Genomic DNA, 24,812 nt, shown 5'->3' on the forward strand with positions numbered 1-24,812 from the left:
GAATGAACTGGACGGTGATGCGGGATGGCTACGGGGGCGGTGACCTCTCCGTTCAGCCCGGACCTGTCCCATCCGCGACGCGTCGCTGCGTCCCTTCGGTATCGGCGGTTTCGGGCTGACCCATGCGCCGGCCCAAGGCCCGTCGCATGCCGTCGACTAACCATGCCCCGCGCCCCAAGACAAGGGAAAACTGCAGAAAACCCGCGCCAATGGGCGTCAAACCGCCGGATCGCCGCCGAATTCCGCCATCACCACCCTGTCGCGCCCGTCCAGGTCTGGCAGCACCCTGACCCGCGCGCCCCGGGCCGCGAAAAGGCCTGCGACCGCCTGGCCCTGGCTTGGCCCGATCTCGACCAGCACGGCGCCGTGGGCGGTCAGATGATCGCGGGCGCCCGCCGCGATCTCACGGTAGGCCCCCAAGCCGTCGCCGCCGTCGGTCAGGGCCTGATGCGGCTCCCAATCGCGCACGTCGGGGTCCAGAAGCGGCATCTCGACCGCCGCGATGTAGGGCGGGTTCGACACGATCAGGTCGAACTGCCCCTCGACCCCCGCGAACCAATCGGCGCGGCGGAACCGGGCATCGACGCCGATGCGGCGCGCATTGTGCCGCGCCACCGCCAGCGCCGCCTCCGAGATGTCGGTGCCGACCCCTTGCGTCCCCGCCCGCGCCGCCAGAAGCGAAATCAGGATCGCACCTGTCCCGGTCCCCAAGTCCAGGACCCGCCGCCACGGCCGGGCCAGCGCGGCCTCGACCAGCGCCTCGGTCTCGGGGCGCGGGTCCAGCGTATCGGGCGTCACCCGGAACCGATGCGCCCAGAAGTCGCGAAAGCCCACGATCTGCGCGACCGGCTGGCGCAGGGCGCGCGCGGCGATGCCGCGATGAAAGGTCGCTGCCTGGTCGGGCGTCAGGTCGCGGTCGTCGGTCACGCGCAGCTGTCCCGGCTCGATCTCCAGCACCGCGGCCAGGATGCGGTCCGCGTCGCGCGCGGCCCCCGCGATGCCCGCCGCGCGCAGCAGCGCCGCGCCCTCGGCCTGGGCGCGCGACAGCCTCACAGCGCCTCGGCCAGGCGCGCGGCCTGGTCATGCGCGGTCAGCGCGTCGATGGTCTCGGTCAGGTCGCCCGCCATGATGCGGTCCAGCGCATAGAGCGTCAGGTTGATGCGGTGATCGGTCATGCGGCCCTGCGGAAAGTTGTAGGTGCGGATGCGTTCGCTGCGGTCGCCGCTGCCCACCTGCGCGCGCCGGTCGGCGGCGCGTTCGGCATCGGCCGCCGCGCGCTGCATGTCGTAGAGCCGCGCGCGCAGCACCGCCATCGCGTTGGCGCGGTTCTGGTGCTGGGACTTCTCGCTGCTGGTGACGACGATGCCGGTGGGCAGGTGGGTGATGCGCACCGCCGAATCGGTGGTGTTGACATGCTGGCCGCCTGCACCCGAGGCACGCATCGTGTCGATGCGGATGTCAGCGGCGGGAATGTCGATCTCCACGTCTTCGGCCGCCTCGGGCAGGACGGCGACGGTGGCCGCGCTGGTATGGATGCGCCCGCCGGATTCGGTCGTGGGCACGCGCTGGACCCGGTGGACGCCCGATTCGTATTTCAGACGGGCAAAGACCCCCTCGCCCTCGATCCGGGCGATGGCCTCCTTGACGCCGCCCAGCTCGGTCCGGGTCAGCTCCAGCATCTGGAACTGCCAGCCCTGCCCCTCCGCATGGCGGCGATACATCTCCAGCAGGTCGCCCGCGAACAGCGCCGCCTCGTCGCCCCCCGTGCCGGGGCGGATCTCCAGGATCGCGGGCTGCGCATCCGCCGCGTCGCGCGGCAGCAGCGCGATGCGCAGATTCCGCTCCAGCGCGGGCAGCTCCGCCTCCAGGCGGCGCAGCTCGTCCTGGGCCAGGTCGCGCATCTCCGGGTCCGACAGCAGGGCGCGGGCCTCCTCCAGCCCGGCGCGGCCGGCGCGCCAGCGGTCGATCTGGGCCACGACGGGCTTCAGCTCCGCATATTCGCGGCTGATGCGGGCGATCTGGTCGGGGGCGGCGCCGTCGTTCAGCTGCGCCTCGAGAAACTCGAAACGCTGGACGATCTGGGCAAGGCGGTCTTCGGGCAACATGGCTGCGCCTTACCCCCCGGCCCGCGTGGCGACAAGCCGCCGTTGCCGGCGCGACGCCGGGGGGGTCCGGGGGGCGCGCAGCCCCCCGGCGCGGCGCGGGACGCCATTCATCGCCGACCCCAGCCCAAGAGCGCGATCAGCTCCATGCCGACATGGGCCCCCGCGATGGCCGTGGCCCCGGTCGTGTCATAGGGCGGAGAGACCTCGACCACGTCGCCGCCGATCAGATCGACCCCCGCCAGCCCGCGCAGCAGCGCCGCCGCCTGCCAGCTGGCAAGCCCGCCCCAGACCGGCGTGCCCGTGCCCGGCGCGAAGGCCGGGTCCAGCGCGTCGATGTCGAAGGTCAGATAGCAGGGCCGGTCGCCCACCACCGCGCGCATGCGCGTCAGCGTCGCCTCGACCCCGTCCCGATGCACCGAGGGTGCGTCCAGGATCGTGACGCCCATCGTGTCCGGATTGTCGGTGCGGATGCCCACCGACACGCTGGCCAACGGATCGACCAGCCCCTCGCGGATCGCCTTGTAGAGGAAGGTTCCGTGGTCGATCCGCTCCGGGTCGTCATCAACCCAGGTGTCGGAATGCGCGTCGAACTGGATCAGCGCGACCGGCCCGCGCCGCGCCGCCACCGCGCGCAGGATCGGCAGCGTGATGAAATGATCGCCCCCGAAGGTCACCGGCGCCGCGCCCGCGTCCAGGATGGTGCCCAGATGCGCCTCGATCCGGCCCGGCACGTCGCGCACCATGGCATAGTCGAACGCCATGTCGCCGTAATCCACGACATCCATCACCGACAGCGGATCATAGCCCCAGCCATAGGGCGCATCGAAGGCCTGCAGGGTCGAGGCCTCGCGGATCGCGCGGGGCCCGAAGCGGCTGCCGGGCCTGTGCGTCACCGCCTGGTCGAAGGGGATGCCCGTCACCGCCACATCGACCCCGGTCAGGTCCTTGGTATAGCGCCGGCGAAGGAAGCTGGTCGCACCGCCGAAGGCGTTCTCGAAGGACAGGCCCCGCAGGCCGTCGCGGGTGAAGGCCTGATCGACCTGGGTCTTGGCATCTTCCAGCGCCATCGCATCCTGTCCTTGCTGAGCGTCGCGGGTCTAGGCGCCGCGGGGCGCAGATTGGCCGCGCCCTCGCGCGACCGCAAGGGCCATCAGCGCACCAGCACCGGCGCGCCCGTGGTCATGTCCGTGCCGCGATAGGGCTTGCCCGCCGCCTTCCACGCGCCGAACCCGCCCTCCAGATGGGCGATGCGGTCCACGACCCCCGCCTCCAGGATCTGCCTGCCCACCGCCTCGGACCGCTTGGAGCCGCCGCAATAGAGGACCACCGGCTTCTCTCCGCCCAGGGGCAGGCGTTCGGGGACGATATAGGCCATGGGTGCCAGCAGCGCGCCCTCGATATGCTCCTGCATGAACTCGGCCGGGCTGCGCACGTCGATCATCGCGATCTCGTCGGCGGCCAGGGCGCGGGCGACCTCGTCGGGGGTCCAGGTCTCCAGGGTTCCGTGCCCGGTCTCTTCGGTTCTCATCGGCGGCGCTCCCGGTGCCAGGGGTGGGGATGGGCGCGGCGGTCGGGCGCGCGTCACGGGGAACGGCGCGGGCCGCGATGCGGTTCCCCGGCCCGGCGCCGGCACGGCGAATCGCCTTGCAATCGCGCCGATCGCTGCTAGAAGACCCCATCCTTCCGCCATGCTTCCTCTGTAACGGCGCAGCCTCTCGTGACGGGTGCGGAAGGGACGACCCGTCGATGAAATGCGCACAGACACCGAAAGGATCGCCATGCCTCTGTACGAGCATGTGCTGATCGCCCGCCAGGACCTGTCGAACACGCAGGCCGAAGGGCTGATCGAACACTTCTCGACCGTTCTCGCCGACAATGGCGGCAAGGTCGTCGAGCACGAATACTGGGGTGTGCGCACCCTGGCCTACAAGATCAACAAGAACCGCAAGGGCCATTACGCCTTCCTGCGCACCGACGCCCCCTCGGCCGCAGTGCTGGAGATGGAACGCCTGGCCCGCCTGCATGACGACGTGATGCGCGTGATGACCATCCGCGTGGACGAACATCAGGAAGGCCCCTCGGTCCAGATGCAGAAGCGCGAAGAGCGCGGCGAGCGTGGCGACCGTCCGCGCGGCGACCGGGGTGACCGTGGCGACCGCGATCGCGGCGACCGTGGTGATCGTGGCGGCGACCGCGGCGAACGCCGCGAGCGGAACTGAGAGGATCTGACCCATGGCCAACAAACCCTTCTTCCGTCGCCGCAAGGTCTGCCCGTTCTCGGGCGATAACGCACCTGCGATCGACTACAAGGATACCCGCCTGCTGCAGCGCTACATCAGCGAACGCGGCAAGATCGTGCCCTCGCGCATCACCGCCGTCTCGGCCAAGAAGCAGCGCGAGCTGGCCCGTGCCATCAAGCGCGCCCGCTTCCTGGCCCTGCTGCCCTATGTCGTGAAGTAAGGAGACCTGAGAGATGCAAGTCATCCTGCTGGAACGTGTGGCCAAGCTGGGCCAGATGGGCGACGTCGTGAACGTCAAGCAAGGCTTCGCGCGCAACTTCCTGCTGCCGCAGGGCAAGGCGATGCGTGCGTCGGAAGCCAACATCAAGGCTTTCGAAGGTCAGAAGGCGCAGCTGGAGACCCGCAACGCGGAGTCGAAGGCCGAAGCCCAGAAGATCGCCGAAAAGCTGGACGGCCAGACCTTCGTGGTCATCCGCTCCGCCTCCGATTCGGGCGCGCTCTACGGTTCGGTCACCACGCGTGACGCGGCCGATGCGGCGACCGAGGCCGGCTTCACCGTCGACCGCAAGTCGGTCGTCCTGCGCGAGCCGATCAAGGAGCTGGGCCTGCATGACGTGACCGTCGTGCTGCACCCGGAGGTCGAGGCGACGATCACCATGAACGTCGCGCGTTCCGCCGAAGAGGCCGAGCTGCAGGCTCAGGGCAAGTCCATCCAGGACCTGGCCGCCGAAGCCGATGCCGAGGCCGAGTTCGAGATCGCCGAGCTGTTCGACGACATCGGCGCCGCCAATGACGGCGACGACGACCGGAACTGATCGGTTCGGCAAAAGTTAAGGCAATTTGCCGCGCCGGGAAACCGGCGCGGTTTTTCGTTCGTTGTCCGCGAAATTGTCACCACAGTTCCGACGGATTATCATGGACCAGATCTTGGGCGATCTCTGGGCGGTCGCCATCGACCCGCAACGAAGGACGGCGACCATGACCGACCCGCTCAGCCGCATGCTGTCCACGCGGTCCCATGTCTTGGCCGACGGTGCCACCGGCACCGCGCTGATGAACATGGGTCTGGGCCAGGAACCGGCCGAGCTGTGGAACCTGACCCGCCCCGAGGATGTCGCGCGCCTCTATCGCGGCGCGGTCGAGGCGGGGTCGGACCTGTTCCTGACCAACAGCTTCGGCGCAAATGCCAGCCGCCTGCGCATGGCAGGCCTGTCCGACCAAGTCGGCGCGATGAACCGCCGCGCCGCCCAGATCGGCCGCGAGGTCGCGGACGCCGCCGGGCGCGACGTGATCGTGGCCGGTTCGATCGGGCCGATCGGAGAGTTCATGGCCCCCATGGGCAGCCTGACCCATGCCCGCGCGGTCGAGATGTTCCACGAACAGGCCGAGGCCCTGCGGGAGGGCGGCGCCGACATCCTCTGGGTTGAGACGCTGGCCTCGCTGGAGGAGCTGCGCGCCGCCTCCGAGGCCGCGCGCCGCGTCGGCATGGCCTGGTGCGGCTGCCTCAGCTTCGACACGGCGGGCCGCACGATCATGGGCGTGACGCCCGCGCAGCTGGCCGCGGCGGTCGAGGCCCTGCCCCATCCGCCCGTCGCCTATGGCGCGAATTGCGGTATCGGCGCCTCTGACCTGCTGCGCACGGTGGCGGGCTTCGTCGCGTCGGGCAACGAACGCCCGATCATCGCCAAGGGCAATGCGGGCGTGCCGCATCTGCTGCATGGCGACATCCATTACGACGGCACGCCCGAGCTGATGGCCGATTACGCCTGCCTCGCCCGCGACATGGGGGTGCGGGTGATCGGCGGCTGCTGCGGCACAATGCCCGCGCATCTGCGCGCCATGCGCAAGGCGCTGGAGAGCCGCCCGCAGGGGCCGCGCCCTTCGCTGGACCAGATCACCGCCAAGCTGGGCGGCTTTGCCAGCGCGCGGCACTAGAACAGCGACAGCTGATCCCCGGCGCGCGGCGGCGGGCCGAACCGGCTGCAATCCAGTGCCGGGCCGCCCTCGCGATAGCCCAGCCTGCGCCGCGCCAGCCGGAACCGTTGCTGCGCCAACTGGGCATGCAGCCCCTCGCCGCGGAAGCGGTGCCCGAAGCGCGGATCGTTGTCGCGCCCGCCGCGCATGTCCTGCACCCGGTTCATCACATGCGCCGCCATGCCGGGGCGGTGCCGCTCCAGCCAGTCGCGAAACAGCGGCGCCACCTCATGCGGCAGGCGTAGGGGGATCATCGTGGCGGTGGTCGCGCCCGCCTCGCGCGCGGCGGTCAGGATGGATTCGATCTCGGGCTCGGTCAGGACCGGGATGACCGGAGCGACCATGACCCGGACCGGGACACCCGACCGCGACAGCTCGCGGATCATCGTCAGCCGGGTGGCAGGCGCGGGCGCGCGCGGCTCCAGCGCGCGGGCCAGGTCCGCGTCCAGCGTGGTCACGCTGACCCCCACCGCCGCCTGATCGCGCGCCGCCAGTTCCGCCCAGAGGTCTAGATCGCGCAGCACCGTTCGGCCCCGCGTCACCAGCGTCACCGGGTGGTTCCAGTCGCGCAGCACCCGCAGGATGCCCGGCATGATCGCCAGCCGCGCCTCGACAGGCTGATAGGGGTCGGTGTTGGTGCCAAGCGCGATGGGCGCGGGGCGATAGCTGGGCCGGGCCAGTTCGCGCGCCAGCAGTGACGCCGCATCCGGCTTGGCGGTGATCCGCGTCTCGAAATCCAGACCCGGCGAGAGGCCCAGATAGGCATGGCTGGGCCGGGCATAGCAGTAGATGCAGCCATGCTCGCAGCCCCGATAGGGGTTGATCGACCGGTCGAAGCTGATGTCCGGAGAGCTGTTGCGGGTGATGATGCTGCGCGGGCGTTCGGTCGTGACCTCGGTCCGCAGCAGGGACTGGTCCTCCGGGATGTCCCAATCGTCGGATTCACGGATGCGGCTCTCACGCTCGAACCGCCCGGCGGGGCGGGTGTCGGCCCCGCGGGCCTTCAGGCGCTGGTCTGGGTCACGGGGCGGCAGCATGGGGCGATTATAGAACATAAACGGAACATCGCAAGCGCGCGGTTGATGTCCCCCGCCCCCGCCCACATCTTGACCCCAGACATCGACAGGAGACGTCATGAGCGACGACTATACCCCGCCCAAGGTCTGGACCCCAGGCAAGGCGAATGGCGGCCAGTTCGCCAGCATCAACAAGCCCACCGCCGGCGCGCAGTTCGACCGCGACCTGCCCGTGGGCAAGCATCCGCTGCAGCTCTATTCGCTGGCGACGCCCAACGGGCAGAAGGTCACGATCCTGCTGGAGGAGCTGCTGGAGGCGGGTCACGACGCCGAATACGACGCCTGGCTGATCAAGATCGGCGATGGCGACCAGTTCGGCAGCGGCTTCGTCGCCGCGAACCCCAACAGCAAGATTCCCGCGCTGATGGACCATTCCGTGAGCCCGCCGCAGCGGGTCTTCGAATCGGGGTCGATCCTGCTCTATCTGGCCGAGAAATACGGCGCCTTCCTGCCGAAGGACCCGGCCGCGCGGACCGAGACGCTGAACTGGCTCTTCTGGCAGATGGGCGCGGGCCCCTATCTGGGCGGCGGCTTCGGGCATTTCTACGCCTATGCGCCCACCAAGATCGAATATGCGATCGACCGCTTCACCATGGAGGTCAAGCGGCAGCTGGACCTGCTGGACAAGCGCCTGGCCGAGACGCGCTTCATCGCGGGCGACGACTACACCATCGCGGACATGGCGATCTGGCCGTGGTACGGGCGGCTGATCACCGGCGGCGCCTATGGCGATGCGGCGACCTTCCTGGACGCTGACAGCTATCGTAACCTGCACCGCTGGCAGGCCGAAATCGCGGCGCGTCCGGCCGTGCAGCGCGGGATCATGGTGAACAACGTGTCGGGCGATCCGTCAAAACAGCTGCATGAGCGCCATGATGCGTCGGACTTCCAGACGCAGACGGAGGACAAGCGTCAGGCATGAGAATGGGGGGCGTTGCCCCCCGTCCTTCGGACGCCCCCCAGGATATTTGAGTGAAGAAGAAAGAGTGCTTCTTCTTCAAGAAAATATCCCACGCGGGTCCGGGGGTGTGAAACCCCCGGCCTTGACCTGTCAGTTGCGCGCGCGGTCGACCATCTTGCCCTTGGAGATCCAAGGCATCATCTCGCGCAGCTTGGCGCCGACCTGCTCGATCTGATGCTCGTCATTGGCGCGGCGCGAGGCCTTCAGCGTCGGCTGGCCGACCGCGTTCTCCAGCATGAAGTCGCGGACGAACTTGCCCTGCTGGATGTCGGTCAACACGGCCTTCATGCGGGCCTTGGTCTCATCGTAGGGCAGGATGCGCGGGCCGGTGACATACTGGCCGTATTCTGCCGTGTTCGAGATCGAGTAGTCCATGTTGGCGATGCCGCCCTCATAGATCAGGTCGACGATCAGCTTCACCTCGTGCAGGCATTCGAAATAGGCCATCTCGGGGGCATAGCCCGCCTCGACCAGCGTCTCGAAGCCGCAGCGGATCAGCTCGACCAGGCCGCCGCACAGGACCGCCTGCTCACCGAACAGGTCGGTCTCGCATTCCTCGCGGAAATTGGTCTCGATGATGCCCGACCGGCCGCCGCCGATGGCCGAGCAATAGGACAGGCCGATATCCATCGCCTTGCCCGATGCGTCCTGATGCACCGCGACCAGGCAGGGCACGCCGCCGCCCTTGGTGTATTCGCCGCGCACCGTGTGGCCGGGACCCTTGGGCGCCATCATGATGACGTCGACGCCGGGTTTCGGCTGGATCAGGCCGAAATGGACGTTCAGGCCGTGGGCAAAGGCGATCGCCGCGCCGTCGCGCAGGTTGTCATGGACGTACTTCCTGTAGGTCTCGGCCTGCAGCTCGTCCGGCATGGTGAACATGATCACGTCGCACCAGGCGGCGGCTTCGGCGATGCCCATGACCTTGAGGCCCTCGGCCTCGGCCTTCTTGGCCGAGGGGCTGCCCTCGCGCAGGGCGACGACCAAATTCTTGGCGCCGCTGTCGCGCAGGTTCAGCGCATGGGCATGGCCTTGGCTGCCATAGCCCAGGATCGCGACCTTCTTGTCCTTGATCAGGTTCACGTCGCAATCGCGGTCATAGTAAACGCGCATGGGGGTATCCTTCCTATCTGCTGCACCTTTTCTAGCGGGAATGGCATGCAGACATCATGCAAACGACGCGATACGACATCGCTTGGCGAAAGGATCATGCCCTGATATGGCATCTGTCATGTCTTTCATGCCCGACACCATCGATCGCCGCATCCTGCGCCAGCTTCTAGCCGAACCCGAGGCCCCTGCCGCGGCGCTGGCGGAGCGCGCCGGGGTGACGCCGGCCAGCCTCTGGCGCCGGATGGAGCGGATGCGCGAGGCCGGTGTCCTGAAGGGCGTGCAGGCGCGCATAGACTGGCGCGCGATGGGCTGGGCGGTCGAGGTCAGCCTGCGCTTCACGCTGGACAAGACGAATCCGCGCGCCTTCGACGAATTCCTGGCCGCCCTGCGCCAGGTGCCCGAGGTGATCGAGATCCAGTCCTTTCTGGGCAGCGTCGATTGGCGTGCGTCAGTGATTGCGCGCGACATGGCGCATTGGCAGCAGGTCTATCGCGACCGCATCCTGACCCTGCCCCATATCGCCGAGTTGGACGCGCTGATGCTGGTCGCCACGATCAAGGACAGCGAGGGCCTGCCGCTGTGACCGATCTGGATGCGACCGACTTGGCGATCCTGCGGCTTCTGGCGGCGGATGCGACGCGCAGCGCCGCCGATCTGGGCCGCGCCGTGGGCATCGGCCAGCCCGCCGCCTGGCGCCGGGTCAGGCGGCTGACCGATAAGGGCGTGATCGCGGGGCGGCGCGTGGTGCTGGACCAGGCGGCCCTGGGCTTTGGCGTGACGGTGTTCCTGGGGATCAAGCTGGCCGCCAAGGGCCGCACCGGTCTCGAGGATTTCGAGCGCGCCGTGACCGCCATCCCCGAGGTGCAGCTGGTTCAGCATGTGCTGGGCCAGTTCGACTATCGCCTGCGCATCACCGCCCGCGACATCAGCGATTTCGAACGCATCCTGCGCCGCCGTATCATGACCCTGCCCGGCGTGGGCCAGGTCGAGGCGAACGTCATGCTGTCGGAGGAGCGGCGGCCGGGGCCCCTGGGATGACCCCAGGCCCCGACGCGCGGATCACTCCGGGATGACGCGGACGGCGCCGCGCGCCGCGCTGGTCGTCATCGCGGCATAGGCGCGCAGCGCAGTCGAGACCTTGCGCTGGCGCGGCTTGGCGGGCTTCCAGCCCTCGGCCTCGCGCTTCTCGCGCCGTGCCGCCAGGGTGGCGTCGTCCACGACCAGCTCGATCTTGCGGTTGGGGATGTCGATGCGGATCAGGTCGCCCTGTTCGACCAGGCCGATCGTGCCGCCCTCGGCCGCCTCGGGCGAGACATGGCCGATCGACAGCCCCGAGGAGCCGCCCGAGAACCGCCCGTCGGTGACCAGCGCACAGGCCTTCCCCAGGCCCTTCGACTTGAGGTAGCTGGTCGGATACAGCATCTCCTGCATGCCGGGACCGCCGCGCGGCCCCTCGTAGCGGATCAGCACGACCTCTCCGGGCTTGACCTTGCCGGTCAGGATGGCGCTGACGCTGTCGTCCTGGCTCTCGAAGACATGGGCCGGCCCCTCGAAGGTCAGGATCGAATCGTCCACGCCGGCGGTCTTCACGATGCAGCCGTCCTCGGCCAGGTTGCCATAGAGCACCGCCAGACCGCCATCGCGGCTAAACGGATGCTCGGGGCTGCGGATCACGCCCTTCTCGCGGTCCAGGTCCAGGCTGTCATAGCGCCGATCCTGAGAGAAGGCCGTCTGCGTCGGCACGCCGCCGGGCGCCGCGCGGAAGAAGTCGTGCACGCTGGCGGCCTCGGTGCGCGAGACGTCCCATCGCTCCAGCGCCTGCGCCAGCGTGCCGGAATGGACGCTGCCCACCGACGTGTCCAGAAGGCCCGCCCGGTCCAGCTGTCCCAGGATCGCCATGATGCCGCCGGCGCGGTGGACGTCCTCCATGTGAACGTCATCCTTGGCGGGCGCGACCTTGCACAGGACCGGCACCTTGCGCGACAGCCGGTCGATGTCGGACATGGTGAAGTCGACCCCCGCCTCATGCGCGGCGGCCAGCAGATGCAGGACGGTGTTGGTCGATCCGCCCATCGCGATGTCCAGCGTCATCGCGTTCTCGAAGGCGGCAAAGCTCGCGATGGCGCGCGGCAGGACCGAGGCGTCGTCGCCCTCGTAATGGCGCTTGGCCAGATCGACGACCAGATGGCCCGCCTCGACGAACAGCCGCTTGCGGTCCGCATGGGTCGCCAGCGTCGAGCCGTTGCCCGGCAGCGATAGGCCCAGGGCCTCGGTCAGGCAGTTCATCGAATTGGCCGTGAACATGCCCGAACAGGACCCGCAGGTCGGGCAGGCCGACCGCTCGATCACCTCGACATCCGCGTCGCTGACCGAATCATCGGCGGCCGCGACCATCGCGTCGACCAGGTCCAGCGCCTTGACGCGACCGTCCTGCAGCACGACCTTGCCCGCCTCCATCGGCCCGCCCGACACGAAGACGGTGGGGATGTTCAGCCGCAGCGACGCCATCAGCATGCCCGGCGTGATCTTGTCGCAGTTGCTGATGCAGACCATCGCGTCGGCGCAATGCGCGTTGACCATGTATTCGACCGAATCGGCGATGACCTCGCGCGAAGGCAGCGAATACAGCATGCCGTCATGGCCCATGGCGATGCCGTCATCAACCGCGATGGTGTTGAATTCCTTGGCGATGCCGCCTGCCGCCTCGACCTCGCGGGCGACCAGCTGGCCCAAGTCCTTCAGGTGGACGTGGCCGGGCACGAACTGGGTGAAGCTGTTGACGATGGCGATGATCGGCTTGCCGAAATCGCTGTCCTTCACGCCCGTCGCGCGCCACAGGCCCCGGGCGCCGGCCATGTTGCGGCCATGGGTGGTGGTGCGGGAACGATAGGCGGGCATGGGCTGTCTCCTTTGGCTGGCATTGCGTCTATCACCCCTTGCGCCGGAAGGAAATTACCCCCGGCGCGTGATTTTCGCGGTTTTCTGTCGGAGGGGCGAAGGCGGGGGGGTCCGGGGGGCGCCAGCGCCCCCGGCCGTCGCGGGACGCAAGCCGCACCCCGCCTGCGGTCCGTCAGGAGGCCATCTTCATCGTGACGATGCCCGCGACGATCATCGCCGCCGCCGCCAGCCGCATCGCGGTGACCGGCTCGGCCAGGAACACGACCCCCACGACAAAGCTGCCGACCGCGCCGATGCCGGTCCAGACCATGTAGGCCGTGCCCAGAGGCAGGGCGCGCATGGCCGTCGACAGCAGCCAGAAGGACGCGATCATCCCGACGATCATCACGATCGTGGGCATGGGCTTGGTGAAGCCCGCGGAATACTTCATCGCCGTCGCCCAGACGATCTCCAGAAGACCGGCGGCGAACAGCAGGATCCAAGGCATGGAAGGCATGGTGGGGTTCTCCCTCGACATCCGGGCCGTCCCGGCGGTTCTGCCCATCAGGGGGAGGTCGTCCTCGATCGCAAACCTAGGACCGGCCCGTCGGCGGGTCAAGACCGCGCCAGGACGGCGGGCGGCCCTGCGGCATCTTCGCCGAAATACCGGGCATTCGACGGGTGGTCTTTTCAACGCCCCCGAAGCGCCCCATATTGACCCTCAGGAGAAGGAGTGTCCCATGCCGCTGACCCATTTCCTCGCCGTGCTGGTCGTCGTGACGCTGGCTTCGGGCATCACGCTCTGGGCGGGCCTTTCGGCCGGCATTCCCCCGGTGGCCTTCCTGCTTCTGGCGCTCAGCGGTGCGCTGCTGCTGCACCTGAACCTGCGCGGCCATCAGGACCACGACGGCTGACCGGTCCCGCTCAGCTGTCCAGTTCGGCATCCCAGTAGAGGAAATCCATCCAGCTCTCGTGCAGGTGGTTCGGCGGAAAGCGCCGCCCGGCCGCATGCATCTCATCGGCGGTGGGCTGGCGCGGCGCGCGACGCAGCTGCAGGCCGGAATGGCGCAGGCTGCGGTTCGCCTTTCGCAGGTTGCAGGGCGAGCAGGCCGCGACCACGTTCGCCCAGCTGGTGATCCCCCCGCGCGAGCGCGGCACGACGTGATCGAAGGTCAGGTCGCCCTTGGCCCCGCAATACTGGCAGCAGAATTCGTCCCGCAGAAAAAGATTGAAGCGCGTGAATGCCACGCGCTTCTGGGGTCGGACGAAATCCTTCAGCACGACGACCGAAGGCATGCGGAAGGCTTGGCGCTGACTTCGCACCTCGTGGTCGTATTCCGCGATGATCGTCACCCGCTCCAGGAACACGGCCTTGATCGCCTCCTGCCACGGCCACAGCGACAGCGGGTAATAGGACAGCGGCCGGTAATCGGCATTCAGCACCAGCGCCGGGTAATGGCGCAGATTGGCCGGTTCGCGCACGAACTGCGTTCGAAAGTCGGAGCGAAGATGGTCGTCCAGCATAGCGCCTTCCCGTCTGCCCCGTGGGGTTGACCGGGGCGCCCGTCAGATCCGTCGTCTCGACTATATCTGGCGGGGACCGTCTGGCAAGTCCCCGCATCCATGGCCGATGCGGGAACCTCTATCCGCCCGAAATGACGGCAGCATGACAGATCAGTCCGGCAGGCGGTCCTTCAGGAAGGCCAGCGCCACCGACAGCCCGTCCGGCGAGATGCCATGCCCGGTCCCCTGCATCACATGACCATAGACGGTGAAGCCCGCCCCCTGAAGGGCCTGACCCGCCACCGCCATGTCGTCGAAGGGCACGACCTCGTCCTGATCGCCATGGATCAGCAGGACCGGCGGCTTGACCCGCGCCTCGGCCGCCAGCGTGTCGGGCGACAGCAGCCGGCCGGAGAAGCCCACGACCCCCGCCACGGCCCGGTCCCGGCGCGGCGCGACCTGCAGCGCCATCATCGTCCCCTGCGAGAACCCGACCAGCACCATCCGCTCCGGGCTCAACCCGTCGGCCGCCAGAACGGTGTCCAGAAACTCGTCCAGGGCCGCAATCGACTGGCCCATGCTGATCCGGGCATCGACCTCGGAGGAGCCGTCCAGCCAGGGGATCGGAAACCACTGATGCCCCATCGGATTGTTGCGGCACGGCTCGGGCGCGTCGGGGGCATAGAAGGCGGTCTTGGGCAGATGCGGGGCCAGCGGCTCGGAGAGACCCAGAAGGTCCGCCCCATCGGCCCCATAGCCGTGCAGGAAGACCACGACCGAAGTGACCTGTTCAGGCCCCCGGCGGGCGGATTGCAGCGGTTCCGTCATGATATTCCCTCGCGTCCTTTGGCCCAGCGGTAATAGGCCCAGAGCCCCCGCGCCGCAACCGCCCGCCATGGCGCCCAAGGCTGGGCCATCACCCGCAGGGCCGCCGGTCCGGGCCGTTCTGCCAGCCCGTACATGCCGCGCGCCGCCTCCTGCAGCGCCAGATCGCCCGCCGCGAAGACGTCCCGGCGGCCCAGAGCGAATTTCAGATAGATCTCGGCGGTCCAGACGCCGATGCCGGGCAGCGCGACCAGCGCCGCGATGGCCCGGTCGTCGGGCAGATCGCGCAGGCCGTCCCAATCCAGCCCCGCCGCGGCGATGCCGCGCAGATAGCGCGCCTTGGGCCGCGACAGGCCCGCGGCACGCAGGCTGTCGTCATCGGCCTCGCGCAGGGTCGCCTCGCGGTCCAGCCCCGCGGCCTGCAGCCGCCCCCAGATCGCCGCCGCCGCCGCGACCGAGACCTGCTGGCCCACGATGGCCTGCGCCATGGCCGCGAACCCGTCCGGCTGGCGGCGCAGCGGCAGCGGGCCCAGGTCGGGCAGCACCCGCGCCCAGACCGGGCAGACGGCCGCCAGATGCGCGGCACCTTCGTCGATGTCGTCCTGGGTCAGGATCAGGCGCGGCTCAGCCACCCGCCTGCGCCTCCAGCTTCAGCCGCGCCTCCCAAGCCATCGAGATGTGCTGGCGCAGCGCGCGGTCCGCCGCCGCCCCGTCCCCCGCCGCGATCGCCTCGACGATGCGGGCATGTTCGGCCAGCGCGGTCTCGCCCCGCCCTTCGGCCGCCAGAGAGGTCCGCGCCATCAGCGCCATGGTCCGATGCACCAGGTCCAGCTGCTGCACCAGATAGCGGTTGTGCGAGGCCAGATGGATCTGCCGGTGGAACCGCTTGTTGGCGCGGGCCAGCGCCTCGGGGTCGCCCTTGGTGCGGCGGTCCTCCTCGACCATCTGGGCCAGCACGCGCACCTCCTCGGGGGTGGCGTGGCGGGCGGCCAGGCGGGCGGCCAGCGCCTCCAGCTCAGCCCGAACGGTATAGAGTTCCGCCAGCTGGTTGTGGTCGAGCGAGGCGACGATCAGGCTGCGCCCGTCGCGCACCAGCATGGCCTGCGTCTCCAGCCGCTGCAGCGCCTCGCGCACGGGGGTGCGGCTGACGCCGAACCGCTCGGCAAGCTCGGATTCGACCAGCCGGTCGCCGGGGCGGTAGGTGCCGCCCTCGATGGCGGTCAGGATCAGGGAATAGGCGTCTTTCATCCGCGAACGATTGGCCCGCGCGCGCCGAATTGCAAGCGGTCCGCGCGCAAGCTATGCCCGGGGCATGGATTTTTCGCATGTCAACGTCTGGATCTTCGATCTGGACAACACCCTCTACCCGCCCGAGGCGCAGCTTTTCGCGCAGATCGAGGTCCGGATGACCGCCTGGATGATGCGCGCGCTGGACGTGCCGCAGGATCACGCGAACCGCCTGCGCGCGGATTACTGGCGGCTGCACGGCACCACGCTGGCCGGGCTGATGGCCAACCACCAGGTCGATCCCGCGGCCTATCTGGCCGACGTCCACGACATCGACTTCTCGGTGCTGACCCCCGACCCGGACCTGGCCGCCGCCATCGCCGCCCTGCCGGGGCGGCGGATCATCCACACCAATGGCGACGCGGGTTACGCCCGCCGCGTCCTGGCCGCCCGCGCCATGCCCGAGGACCTGTTCGACGCCGTATACGGCATCGAGGAGGCAGGCTTTCACCCCAAGCCCGACCCGCGCGCCTATGCGCCGATCCTGGCCGCCTCCGGCATCGACCCCGCGCGGGCCGCGTTCTTCGAGGACGACCCGCGCAACCTGATCGTGCCGCACGACCTGGGCATGCGCACCGTGCTGGTGGGCGACGGTCGCCACGGGCCCGACGCGCTGACCGGGGGGGTCGGCCCGCATGTCCAGCACCGCACCCATGATCTGACCGGATTTCTGCGCGCGCTGGTCTGACTGCGACAGCGCCGCCCCTTTCCCCCGCTTGCGCGGCGGGGCAGTCTGGGCATGAACCGAAAGGGCATCCCATGACCGACACGCGCATCGACGACATCGACATCCTGATCTCGGGCGGCGGGCTGGCCGGGCTGATCGCCGCCTGCGCCTTCGGGGCCGAGGGGTTCTCGGTCCTCTGCGTCGATCCCGCCCCCCCGGTGACCGAGGAGGGTGCGGCGGGCGCCGACCTGCGCTCCACCGCCTTCCTGATGCCCTCCGTCGCGCTTTTCGAACGCATCGGGCTGTGGGAACACCTCGCCCCCCACGCCACCGCGCTGCAGGTCATGCGCATCGTCGATGCCGGGGGCGCCACCGCCACCCCCCGCCTGACCCGCGACTTCGACGCCGCCGAGATCGGCGACCAACCCTTTGGCTGGAACCTGCCCAACTGGCTGATGCGGCGCGAGTTGATGGCGCGCATCAAGGCGCTGCCCTCGGTCCGCGTCATCCACGGCACCGGCACGGCATCGGTCCTGCCCCGCTCCGAAGGCGCGGTGGTGACGCTGACCGACGGCCGCCGCCTGCGCGCGCGCCTGCTGATCGGCGCGGATGGCCGCGATTCGGCGGTCCGGCGCGCCCTGGGCATCGGGGTGCGGACCTGGCGCTATGGGCAGAAGGCGCTGGCCTTCGCGGTCACGCATGACCAGCCCCATCACAACATCTCGACCGAGGTGCATCGCGCGGGCGGCCCCTTCACGCTGGTCCCCCTGCCCGACCGCGACGGGCGGCCCGGCTCGGCCGTGGTCTGGATGGACGATGCCGCGGCCATCGATGCCCTGCTGGCCCTGCCCGCCCCGGAGTTTGAGGCCGCGCTGAACGACCGCTCGGCCGGTGTGCTGGGCCACCTGCGCCCGGCGACGCGGCTGACCGCCTGGCCGATCATCAGCCAGATCGCCGACCGCTTCGCCGGCCCCCGCACCGCGCTGATCGCCGAGGCCGCTCATGTCCTGCCCCCCATCGGCGCGCAGGGCCTGAACATGAGCCTCGCGGACCTCGCCACGCTGCTGGATCTCAGCCGCGCCGATCCCGGCAGCGCCGAGAGCCTGGCGCGCTACGACCGCAGCCGCCGCCCCGAGGCGCTGGCCCGCACCCTGGGCATCGACGCGCTGAACCGCGCCAGCCAGATGCGCCTGCGCCCGCTGCGCGACCTGCGCGCCGCGGCGCTCGGCGGGCTCTACGGGATCGTCCCGGTCAGGCGGATGATGATGCGCGCGGGCCTCGGGGCACGCTGAGGCCCCGGCATCGCGCGACACCGGGGGGTGCGGGGGGCTGGCCCCCCGCCGTCGCGGGACGCAATCAGATCAGGCCCGCATGCTCCAGCGCCGCGTCGATCAGGCGGCGCGTCGGTTCGGTCAGCGGTGTCAGCGGCAGGCGCACCCGCTCATGGCACAGGCCCAGCCGCGACATCGCGTATTTCGCGCCGACCAGCCCCGGCTCCACGAAGATCGCCAGATGCAGCGGCATCAGCCGGTCCTGGATCTCCAGCGCCGCCGCGTAATCGCCGCGCAGCGTGGCCTCCTGGAACTGCGCGCAGAGGCGCGGCGCGACGTTCGCGGTGACGCTGATGCAGCCCACCCCGCCATGCGCGTTGAAGCCCAGGGCCGTCGCATCCTCTCCGGACAGCTGGATGAAATCCGCCCCGCAGGTCATGCGCTGGCAGCTCACGCGCTCCAGCTTGCCGGTCGCGTCCTTGACCCCGATGATCGACGGGATCTGCGCCAGGACGCCCATCGTCTCGGCCATCATGTCGACGACCGACCGCCCCGGGATGTTGTAGATGATGATGGGCAGGTCGCAGGCCTCGGTCAGCGCGGTGTAATGCGCGATCAGCCCCGCCTGCGTCGGCTTGTTGTAATAGGGGGTCACGACCAGACCCGCATCCGCGCCCACGCTGGCCGCGTGCTGCAGTAGGCCGATACCCTCGCGGGTCGAGTTCGACCCGGCGCCCGCGATGACCGGGATGCGACCGTTCACCGCACGCACCACCTCCTCGATGACAGTGCGATGCTCGTCATGGGTCAGGGTGGGGCTTTCGCCGGTCGTGCCCACGGGCACGATGGCGTGGCTGCCCTCTTCGACATGCCATTCGACCAGCTTCTTGAGCGTGTCCAGATCCAGCTCGCCGTCCGGGGTGAACGGCGTGACCAGGGCTGGCATCGACCCTTTGAACATGACACGCTCCATGATGATCCTTGGTGAAAGCAGGCGGTTTCGGGGCCATCCCTATCCAAGGGGCGGCAACTTGCCAAGGTTGTGAATTGCACGCGGGGCCTTTGGCGATGACACAGGGTGGTGATGCGACTTCTGCGTGACATGACGGCGGCGGGCCTTCTGGCCCTGTTCCTCTCCCTGCCCGCGCGGGCCGAGGAGCCTGGCGCGATGGCGCTGGCGCTGGCCGCGACGCAGGCCCGGGACTGGGTCACCGCCCGCGATGCGGCGCGCGCCGCGGGGCCGTTGGGGGAATCGCTGGTCGCGTGGCACGCCCTGCGCGCGGGCTATGGCGAGTTCGCCGATTACGCGGCCTTCCTGCGCGCCCATCCGGACTGGCCGGGCCTTGCGCTGCTGATCCAGCGGGGCGAGGCCAAGCTGCGCCCCGGCGCCGATCCCGACGACATCCGCCTGTGGTTCGACGGCCGCAGCCCCACGACCCGCGCCGGGCTGGAGGCGCTGACCGCCATCCTGCCCGCCGATGACGCGGCCGCCACCCGGCGCGCCTTCTTCCTGGTCCAGCCCCTCTCGGCCACGGACGAGGCCGCGCTGCTGGCCGCCCATCCCGACTTGGCCGCGCTGATCCCGGCGCGCGTCACCGCGATGCTGGATGCCGGGGAATGGGCCGATGCGGAGCGCCTGCTGCCCCGGCTGCCCGATCCCGACCGCGCTTTGCCCCGCGCGCGCATCGCGCTGCAGGCCGGGCGCGACGGGGTGGACGACCTGATCCTGGCCCTGCCCCAGGACCTGCGCGCCGATCCGGGCCTGACGGTGGACCGCTTCGACTGGCGCGTGGGCGCGCGCCAGCATGAGGGGGCGCAGGCGCTGATGCTGGAGGTCTCGACCAGCGCGGAGGCGCTGCGCGACCCCGCGCGATGGGCCTCGATGCGGGTGGATTACGCCCGTCTGGCGATGCGCAACGGCGATTGGGACCGCGCCCTGCGGCTGGCCACGCCGCATTTCCTGACGCCCGACAACCGCTATTACGCCGATCTGGAATGGCTGGCGGGCTTTGCCGCGCTGAAGACCGGCGATGCGGCCCGCGCCCTGACCCATTTCGACCATCTGGAGACGGTCGTCGGTGCCGCGATCAGCAAGTCGCGCGCCTTCTACTGGCAGGGCCGCGCGCATGAGGCCCTGGGCGACGATGCCGCTGCCCGCACCGCCTATGACGCGGCGGCCGACCTGCCCGGCACCTATTACGGTCAGCTGGCGATGGAGAAGGTCGGCCGCACCCTGCCCGCCGATTACGCCCTGGCCGATCCGGCCATCGACACCCTGCCCGACTGGCGCGGCAGCGCGCTGCGCGAGAACCCGGTCTTTCGTGCTGGGCTGTGGCTGGTCGCCAGCGGACGGCGCGACGATGCGCAGCGCTTCCTGCTGCACTTGGCCGAGACCGCGGCCCCCGAGGACATCGCCCGCATGGCGCGCCTGATGTACGAGGCCGGGACCCCCTGGCACGGGCTGCGCCTGGCCAAGCAGTCGGCCAATCAGGGCGTCATCTGGCCCGTCGCGCATTTCCCCCTGACCGGGCTGGAGCGCGAGGATCTGGGTCCGCCGCCGGAACTGGTCATGGCCATCGCGCGCCAGGAATCCGAATTCAACCACACGGCCAGCAGCCCGGTCGGCGCGCAGGGGCTGATGCAGGTGATGCCCGGCACCGCCGAACAGGTCACGCGACAGATCGGCATGCCCTATGACCTGGCGCGCCTGTCCAGCGATGCCCGCTACAACGCGCGGATCGGGTCGCAATACCTGATCGACCTGGCCGACCGGTTCGGCCCGTCCGTGGCGCTGATCGCGGCGGGCTACAATGCCGGGCCGGGGCGGTCGGCACGCTGGCTGAACGATTTCGGCGACCTGCGCCGCGATGCCGATCCGGTGGACTGGGTCGAGCTGATCCCCTTCGACGAGACGCGCAATTACGTCATGCGCGTGGCCGAGGCGCTGCCAATCTATCGTGCGCGCATCCATGGCGCGCCTGCGCCGGTCGTCACCCGGTGGGACCTGTCGGGCGGCGGCGCGGTGCCGCCTCCGCCACAGCGCCTGACGCTGGCCCTGTCGGCCAAGCCGCGGCCCAAGCCCTTCATCGGCCCGCGCCTGCCGGCGGAATGGTTCACCGCGATCGGGCCCGCTGTCGCCACAGAGTGAACAGGCTGGCCGCGACCACGATCACGGCCCCGATGACCACGTTGCTGCGCAGCGTCTCGTCGAACAGGACCACGCCCAGGATGCTGACCCAGACCAGCTGCGTATAGCCGAAGGGCTGCAGCGCCGAGGCCTCGGCCAGCTCATAGCTGCGGATCATCAGGTAATGCGAGGTCATGCCGCAGACGCACAGGCAGGCCATCCAGACCCAGTCCATCGGCGCCAGCCACTGCCAGTCCCAGATGCCCGCCAGCGTCATGGCCACCGCCCCCGACACGCCGGTCCAGAAGAAGCTGACCATCGCCGGATCGTCGCGCGACACATGCCGCGTCAGCAGACCGTAGAGCGCGAACATCAGCGCCGCCGCAAAGGGCAGCAGCGCCGCCCAGCTGACCACGCCCCCGCCGGGATTGAGGATCACCAGGATGCCCGCGAAGCCCACCCCGATGGCGGTCCAGCGCCGCCAGCCGACCGCCTCGCCCAGGACCGGCCCGGACAGGGCCGCGACCAGCAGCGGATAGACGGAAAAGACCGCATGCGTCTCGATCAGGCCAAGGCGGACGAAGGCCTCGACCATGATCAGCACCTCCAGGGCCAGGATCACGCCGCGGGCGATCTGGGTCAGGGGCCGTTTCGTGCGGATGGCGCGGCGCAGCCCGCCGGGCTGCCGAGCGACCAGCGCGACGACGAACAGCGCGAAGACCCAATAGCGGATCATCACGATCAGCACCGGCGGATACTGCCCGCCCAGGATGCGCGAGAACACGTCCTGAAAGGCGAAGATCAGGCTGACCGCGCACATCATCGCGATGGCCAGACCGGTGCGGTCGCGCAGGGGCGCCGGTGTGGCGGGCGGCACCGGCGGCGGGGCCGCGACGGCGGCGGACGCGGCATAGGGCTGGGGGGATCGGTCGTCGGACATGGGGGCGCGCTTTCGGGATCAGCCCCTGTTGCGCCCCCGTCCGGACAAGGTCAAGGGAGGGTCAGGGTTGCACGGAATGCAATCCCGACCTGTTGCGCCTCAGTCGCGGGCGCGGATGATCTTGGCGAAGGGCTCCAGCAGCGTCGGGTTCGCCGCGATGAGGCGCCCCGATTCCAGCGGATCGTCGCCCTCGCGGATGCCGTGGACGAAGCCGCCGGCCTCGCGCACCATCAGGATGCCCGCGGCCACGTCCCAGGGCTTGGTGCCCCGCTCCCAGTAGCCGTCGAAGCGGCCGCCCGCCACATAGGCCAGGTTCAGCGCGGCCGAGCCGAAGCCCCGCACGCCCGCGACCGCGGGCATCAGCTGCGCCAGGTCCTGGATCATCGCGGGCAGCGGGCCGGTCCCGGCATGGGGGATGCCGGTCGAAAAGACCGAATCGGCCAGCCGCGTGCGCCCCGAGACGCGCAGGCGCTGGTCGTTCATGTAGGCGCCGGCGCCCTTCTCGGCCACGAACAGCTCGTCCTTGGCGGCGTCGAAGATGACGGCGGCAACGATCTCGCGCTTGTGCTCCAGCGCGATCGAGACCGCCCAATGCGGCAGGCCGTGCAGGAAGTTCGTGGTCCCGTCCAGCGGATCGACCAGCCAGCGGCGGGTGGGGTCGTCGCCATCCTCGGCGCCGGTCTCCTCGCCCAGCCAGCCATAGCTGGGGCGGGCGGTGCGCAGCTCCTCCTTGATGATGCGCTCGGCCTCGCGGTCGGCGCGGGTGACGAAGTCGCCCGCCCCCTTGACGCTGACCTGAAGGTTCTCGACCTCGCGGAAATCCTTCACCAGGGCGCGCCCGGCCTTGCGGGCGGCCTTGATCATGACGTTCAGATTGGCGCTTGCCATCACATGCTCCGGGAATAGGGGTTGGCCGCGTCATAGGGCAGACGCGCCGGAAAGCCAAGCATCAGGCGGCCCGTCAAGTCTGGGGCCCGCGCAGCATGCGCAGGGGCTCGGTCCGCGACAGGCGCAGCACATGCGCCATGTAGGGCTGGGACAGATCGCCCGTGCGCACCGCGGCGTAAAGCCTGCGCCGGATGCCCTGCGACCCCAAAGGCAGCAGCGCCAGTTCGGGATTGGCCGCCTCGCGCCGCAGGACCCAGTCCGGCATGACCGCCACGCCGCGCCCCGAGGCGACCAGCATCACCGCCACGGCGGTCAGCTCCACCGTGCGCTGGCGGGCGGGCTCGATGCCCGCGGGGGTCAGGAACTGGCTGAACACGTCCAGCCGCGCGCGGTCCATGGGATAGGTGATCAGCGTCTCGCCGGCCAGGTCGGCGGGGTCGGCATGGCCCTTGGCGACCAGCGGATGGTCCGCCGGTACGATCAGCGTCGGCGCATAGTCGAACAGCGGCTGGAAGGTGACGCCCGCCAGATCCTCGGGGTCCGAGGAGATCACCAGGTCCACCTCCTCGCGCACCAGCGCGGGCAGCGCGCCGAAGGCCAGGCGCTGGCGGATGTCCACGTCGACCTCGGGCCATGCGCGGCGGAAGATGTCCAGCACCGGCAGCAGCCAGTCGAAGCAGGCATGGCATTCCATCGCGATGTGCAGCCGACCGATGCGGCCCGCCTCGACGCCCTTGAACTCGGCCTCGGTCGCCGCGACCAGGGGCAGGACCTGCTCGGCCAGGCGCAGCAGGCGCATGCCCGCGGCCGACAGGCGCATCGGCTTGGCCCGACGGACGAACAGTTCGACCCCGGCCTGCTCCTCCAGTGCCTTGACCTGATGGGACAGCGCGCTCTGCGTGATGTTCAGCACCTCGGCCGCGCGCGCGAGGCCGCCCTGTTCGTGGATCGCGTGGACGGTGCGCAGATGCCGCAGCTCTAGATGCATGATGAATGAAACTCACGTTGATCTTGAGGATTATGAATTTGTCTCACGCGTTGCCGCGTGGCACAAGTCCCGCCAACAGAAAGGATTCGCCATGAGCACGCCCAGGATCAGCTTCGAATTCTTCCCGCCCAAGACGCTGGAAGCCTCGTTCAAGCTGTGGGAGACCGCGCGCGCCCTGGCGCCGCTGGACCCGGATTTCGTCTCGGTTACCTATGGCGCGGGCGGCACGACCCGCAAGCTGACTCATGAGGCCGTGACCACGATCAACCGCCAGTTCGGCCTGGAGGTCGCGGCCCATCTGACCTGCGTCGAGGCCACCCGCGCCGAGACGATGGAGATCGTGCAGTCCTATGCCGATGCCGGCATCCGCGAGATCGTGGCGCTGCGCGGCGACGCGCCCCAGGGGGCCGAGCGCTTCACCCCGCATCCCGATGGCTTCGCCCATTCGGTCGAGCTGATCGAGGCGATCGCGGCGCGCGGCGACATGACGATCCGCTGCGGCGCCTATCCCGAACCCCATCCCGACAGCCCGGACAGCGATGCCGACGTGGCCTGGCTGAAGCGCAAGATCGAGGCCGGGGCCAGCAGCGCGATCACGCAGTTCTTCTTCGAGCCCGAAACCTTTTTCCGGTTCCGCGACAAATGCGTGGCGGCGGGCATCGACGCGCCGATCATCCCGGGCCTGCTGCCGGTCCAGAGCTGGGCGGGCACCAAGCGCTTCGCCGCGACCTGCAACACGACCGTCCCGGACTGGGCCGAGGAGGCGTTCCAGCTGGCCGCGCTGGACGGGCCGGAGGCAACGCGCCAGCTGGCCACCGGCCTCTGCGTCGATCTGTGCGAGCAGCTGATCGCAGGCGGGGTCGAGCAGCTGCATTTCTACACGCTGAACCGCCCCGACCTGACCCGCGACGTCTGCGCGGCCCTAGGCGTGCGCCCCAAGGGCGGGCTGGAGGCCGTGGCCTGAGACCAG

Annotated in this window: 28 protein-coding genes; 12 read left to right on the forward strand and 16 right to left on the reverse strand. The window is 69.7% G+C overall.

Going from position 1 to position 24,812, the window contains the following annotated elements; all coding sequences use genetic code 11:
- Positions 1-216: 216 nt before the first annotated feature.
- From prmC to AC2SGK_RS10330, 4 genes are all read right to left on the reverse strand, one after another.
- On the reverse strand, positions 217-1,053 hold the full coding sequence (prmC, locus tag AC2SGK_RS10315) for a peptide chain release factor N(5)-glutamine methyltransferase (RefSeq protein WP_488323459.1): 837 nt from the start codon (positions 1,051-1,053) through the stop codon (positions 217-219).
- Positions 1,050-2,105 carry a peptide chain release factor 1 gene (prfA, locus tag AC2SGK_RS10320; RefSeq protein WP_488323460.1) on the reverse strand — a complete coding sequence of 352 codons (1,056 nt, stop codon included), beginning with the start codon at positions 2,103-2,105 and terminating at the stop codon, positions 1,050-1,052. Before prfA ends, prmC begins: the two co-directional genes overlap by 4 nt.
- Before the next feature lie 107 nt (positions 2,106-2,212).
- A complete protein-coding gene (gene speB, locus AC2SGK_RS10325; protein ID WP_488323461.1) occupies positions 2,213-3,172 on the reverse strand; it encodes an agmatinase in 960 nt (319 codons plus the stop codon).
- 83 nt (positions 3,173-3,255) lie between these two features.
- Complete coding sequence (locus AC2SGK_RS10330) at positions 3,256-3,633, reverse strand: rhodanese-like domain-containing protein (protein ID WP_488323462.1); 378 nt, start codon at positions 3,631-3,633, stop codon at positions 3,256-3,258.
- Between the two features lie 250 nt (positions 3,634-3,883).
- Between AC2SGK_RS10330 and rpsF the strand changes: the two genes are divergently transcribed.
- The 4 genes from rpsF (at position 3,884) to bmt (ending at position 6,280) form a co-directional block, all read left to right on the forward strand.
- Positions 3,884-4,324, forward strand: a complete 441-nt coding sequence (gene rpsF / locus AC2SGK_RS10335) for a 30S ribosomal protein S6 (RefSeq protein ID WP_488323463.1) — start codon at positions 3,884-3,886, stop codon at positions 4,322-4,324.
- 13 nt (positions 4,325-4,337) lie between these two features.
- A complete protein-coding gene (gene rpsR / locus AC2SGK_RS10340; RefSeq protein ID WP_042247758.1) occupies positions 4,338-4,565 on the forward strand; it encodes a 30S ribosomal protein S18 in 228 nt (75 codons plus the stop codon).
- Positions 4,566-4,578: 13 nt separating this feature from the next.
- Positions 4,579-5,160, forward strand: coding sequence for a 50S ribosomal protein L9 (gene rplI / locus AC2SGK_RS10345; RefSeq protein ID WP_488323464.1), 582 nt, complete (start codon positions 4,579-4,581; stop codon positions 5,158-5,160).
- A gap of 163 nt (positions 5,161-5,323) precedes the next feature.
- Entirely contained in the window at positions 5,324-6,280 is a 957-nt protein-coding gene (gene bmt / locus AC2SGK_RS10350; RefSeq protein ID WP_488323509.1) for a betaine--homocysteine S-methyltransferase, read from the forward strand.
- Here the strand turns inward: bmt and AC2SGK_RS10355 are convergent.
- Positions 6,277-7,356 (reverse strand): PA0069 family radical SAM protein, encoded by a 1,080-nt coding sequence (locus AC2SGK_RS10355; RefSeq protein WP_488323465.1) that lies wholly within the window; start codon positions 7,354-7,356, stop codon positions 6,277-6,279. The two genes, bmt and AC2SGK_RS10355, sit on opposite strands and share 4 nt — an antisense overlap.
- Before the next feature lie 97 nt (positions 7,357-7,453).
- Here AC2SGK_RS10355 and yghU point away from each other — a divergent pair, with 97 nt between their 5' ends.
- Positions 7,454-8,317 (forward strand): glutathione-dependent disulfide-bond oxidoreductase, encoded by an 864-nt coding sequence (yghU, locus tag AC2SGK_RS10360; protein WP_488323466.1) that lies wholly within the window; start codon positions 7,454-7,456, stop codon positions 8,315-8,317.
- A 129-nt stretch (positions 8,318-8,446) separates the two neighbouring features.
- Here the strand turns inward: yghU and ilvC are convergent, their stop codons facing one another.
- Positions 8,447-9,469, reverse strand: coding sequence for a ketol-acid reductoisomerase (gene ilvC / locus AC2SGK_RS10365; RefSeq protein ID WP_488323467.1), 1,023 nt, complete (start codon positions 9,467-9,469; stop codon positions 8,447-8,449).
- A gap of 127 nt (positions 9,470-9,596) precedes the next feature.
- Here ilvC and AC2SGK_RS10370 point away from each other — a divergent pair, with 127 nt between their 5' ends.
- Both AC2SGK_RS10370 and AC2SGK_RS10375 read left to right on the forward strand, forming a co-directional pair.
- Positions 9,597-10,052, forward strand: coding sequence for an Lrp/AsnC family transcriptional regulator (locus tag AC2SGK_RS10370; protein WP_488323468.1), 456 nt, complete (start codon positions 9,597-9,599; stop codon positions 10,050-10,052).
- Positions 10,049-10,507 (forward strand): Lrp/AsnC family transcriptional regulator, encoded by a 459-nt coding sequence (locus tag AC2SGK_RS10375; protein WP_488323469.1) that lies wholly within the window; start codon positions 10,049-10,051, stop codon positions 10,505-10,507. The genes AC2SGK_RS10370 and AC2SGK_RS10375 overlap by 4 nt, the downstream gene beginning before the upstream one ends.
- A gap of 21 nt (positions 10,508-10,528) precedes the next feature.
- Here AC2SGK_RS10375 and ilvD read toward each other — a convergent pair whose 3' ends face one another.
- Positions 10,529-12,367 carry a dihydroxy-acid dehydratase gene (ilvD, locus tag AC2SGK_RS10380; protein ID WP_488323470.1) on the reverse strand — a complete coding sequence of 613 codons (1,839 nt, stop codon included), beginning with the start codon at positions 12,365-12,367 and terminating at the stop codon, positions 10,529-10,531.
- A gap of 172 nt (positions 12,368-12,539) precedes the next feature.
- Complete coding sequence (locus AC2SGK_RS10385; RefSeq protein ID WP_488323471.1) at positions 12,540-12,854, reverse strand: DMT family transporter; 315 nt, start codon at positions 12,852-12,854, stop codon at positions 12,540-12,542.
- A gap of 232 nt (positions 12,855-13,086) precedes the next feature.
- Between AC2SGK_RS10385 and AC2SGK_RS10390 the strand changes: the two genes are divergently transcribed.
- Entirely contained in the window at positions 13,087-13,260 is a 174-nt protein-coding gene (locus AC2SGK_RS10390; protein ID WP_488323472.1) for a hypothetical protein, read from the forward strand.
- A gap of 10 nt (positions 13,261-13,270) precedes the next feature.
- Here AC2SGK_RS10390 and AC2SGK_RS10395 read toward each other — a convergent pair whose 3' ends face one another.
- The 4 genes from AC2SGK_RS10395 to AC2SGK_RS10410 form a co-directional block, all read right to left on the reverse strand.
- Positions 13,271-13,870 (reverse strand): HNH endonuclease, encoded by a 600-nt coding sequence (locus AC2SGK_RS10395; protein ID WP_488323473.1) that lies wholly within the window; start codon positions 13,868-13,870, stop codon positions 13,271-13,273.
- 150 nt (positions 13,871-14,020) lie between these two features.
- The gene (locus AC2SGK_RS10400; protein WP_488323474.1) at positions 14,021-14,677 is read right to left on the reverse strand and encodes an alpha/beta hydrolase; all 657 of its coding nucleotides are present in this window, start codon (positions 14,675-14,677) and stop codon (positions 14,021-14,023) included.
- A complete protein-coding gene (locus AC2SGK_RS10405; protein ID WP_488323475.1) occupies positions 14,674-15,306 on the reverse strand; it encodes a DNA-3-methyladenine glycosylase family protein in 633 nt (210 codons plus the stop codon). Before AC2SGK_RS10405 ends, AC2SGK_RS10400 begins: the two co-directional genes overlap by 4 nt.
- Complete coding sequence (locus AC2SGK_RS10410) at positions 15,299-15,922, reverse strand: GntR family transcriptional regulator (RefSeq protein ID WP_488323476.1); 624 nt, start codon at positions 15,920-15,922, stop codon at positions 15,299-15,301. The genes AC2SGK_RS10405 and AC2SGK_RS10410 overlap by 8 nt, the downstream gene beginning before the upstream one ends.
- Positions 15,923-15,986: 64 nt before the next feature.
- Here AC2SGK_RS10410 and AC2SGK_RS10415 point away from each other — a divergent pair, with 64 nt between their 5' ends.
- Positions 15,987-16,649, forward strand: coding sequence for a pyrimidine 5'-nucleotidase (locus AC2SGK_RS10415; protein ID WP_488323477.1), 663 nt, complete (start codon positions 15,987-15,989; stop codon positions 16,647-16,649).
- A 71-nt stretch (positions 16,650-16,720) separates the two neighbouring features.
- Complete coding sequence (locus tag AC2SGK_RS10420) at positions 16,721-17,920, forward strand: UbiH/UbiF family hydroxylase (RefSeq protein WP_488323478.1); 1,200 nt, start codon at positions 16,721-16,723, stop codon at positions 17,918-17,920.
- 64 nt (positions 17,921-17,984) lie between these two features.
- Here AC2SGK_RS10420 and dapA read toward each other — a convergent pair whose 3' ends face one another.
- Positions 17,985-18,860 carry a 4-hydroxy-tetrahydrodipicolinate synthase gene (gene dapA, locus AC2SGK_RS10425; RefSeq protein ID WP_488323510.1) on the reverse strand — a complete coding sequence of 292 codons (876 nt, stop codon included), beginning with the start codon at positions 18,858-18,860 and terminating at the stop codon, positions 17,985-17,987.
- Positions 18,861-18,983: 123 nt separating this feature from the next.
- On the opposite strand from dapA, the gene AC2SGK_RS10430 reads away from it, so the two are divergent.
- Positions 18,984-21,047 (forward strand): lytic transglycosylase domain-containing protein, encoded by a 2,064-nt coding sequence (locus tag AC2SGK_RS10430; protein WP_488323479.1) that lies wholly within the window; start codon positions 18,984-18,986, stop codon positions 21,045-21,047.
- Here the strand turns inward: AC2SGK_RS10430 and AC2SGK_RS10435 are convergent.
- From AC2SGK_RS10435 to AC2SGK_RS10445, 3 genes are all read right to left on the reverse strand, one after another.
- Positions 21,013-21,966: a DMT family transporter gene (locus tag AC2SGK_RS10435; protein WP_488323480.1), complete on the reverse strand. Its 954-nt coding sequence runs from the start codon at positions 21,964-21,966 to the stop codon at positions 21,013-21,015. The genes AC2SGK_RS10430 and AC2SGK_RS10435 overlap by 35 nt on opposite strands.
- Positions 21,967-22,065: 99 nt before the next feature.
- A complete protein-coding gene (locus AC2SGK_RS10440; RefSeq protein ID WP_488323481.1) occupies positions 22,066-22,857 on the reverse strand; it encodes an inositol monophosphatase family protein in 792 nt (263 codons plus the stop codon).
- Between the two features lie 70 nt (positions 22,858-22,927).
- Positions 22,928-23,842, reverse strand: coding sequence for a LysR family transcriptional regulator (locus AC2SGK_RS10445; RefSeq protein WP_488323482.1), 915 nt, complete (start codon positions 23,840-23,842; stop codon positions 22,928-22,930).
- Between the two features lie 91 nt (positions 23,843-23,933).
- On the opposite strand from AC2SGK_RS10445, the gene metF reads away from it, so the two are divergent.
- On the forward strand, positions 23,934-24,806 hold the full coding sequence (gene metF / locus AC2SGK_RS10450) for a methylenetetrahydrofolate reductase [NAD(P)H] (RefSeq protein ID WP_488323483.1): 873 nt from the start codon (positions 23,934-23,936) through the stop codon (positions 24,804-24,806).
- Positions 24,807-24,812: the final 6 nt, after the last annotated feature.

The sequence above is a fragment of the Paracoccus sp. NIOT.M2S5SZ12 genome (assembly GCF_057748165.1).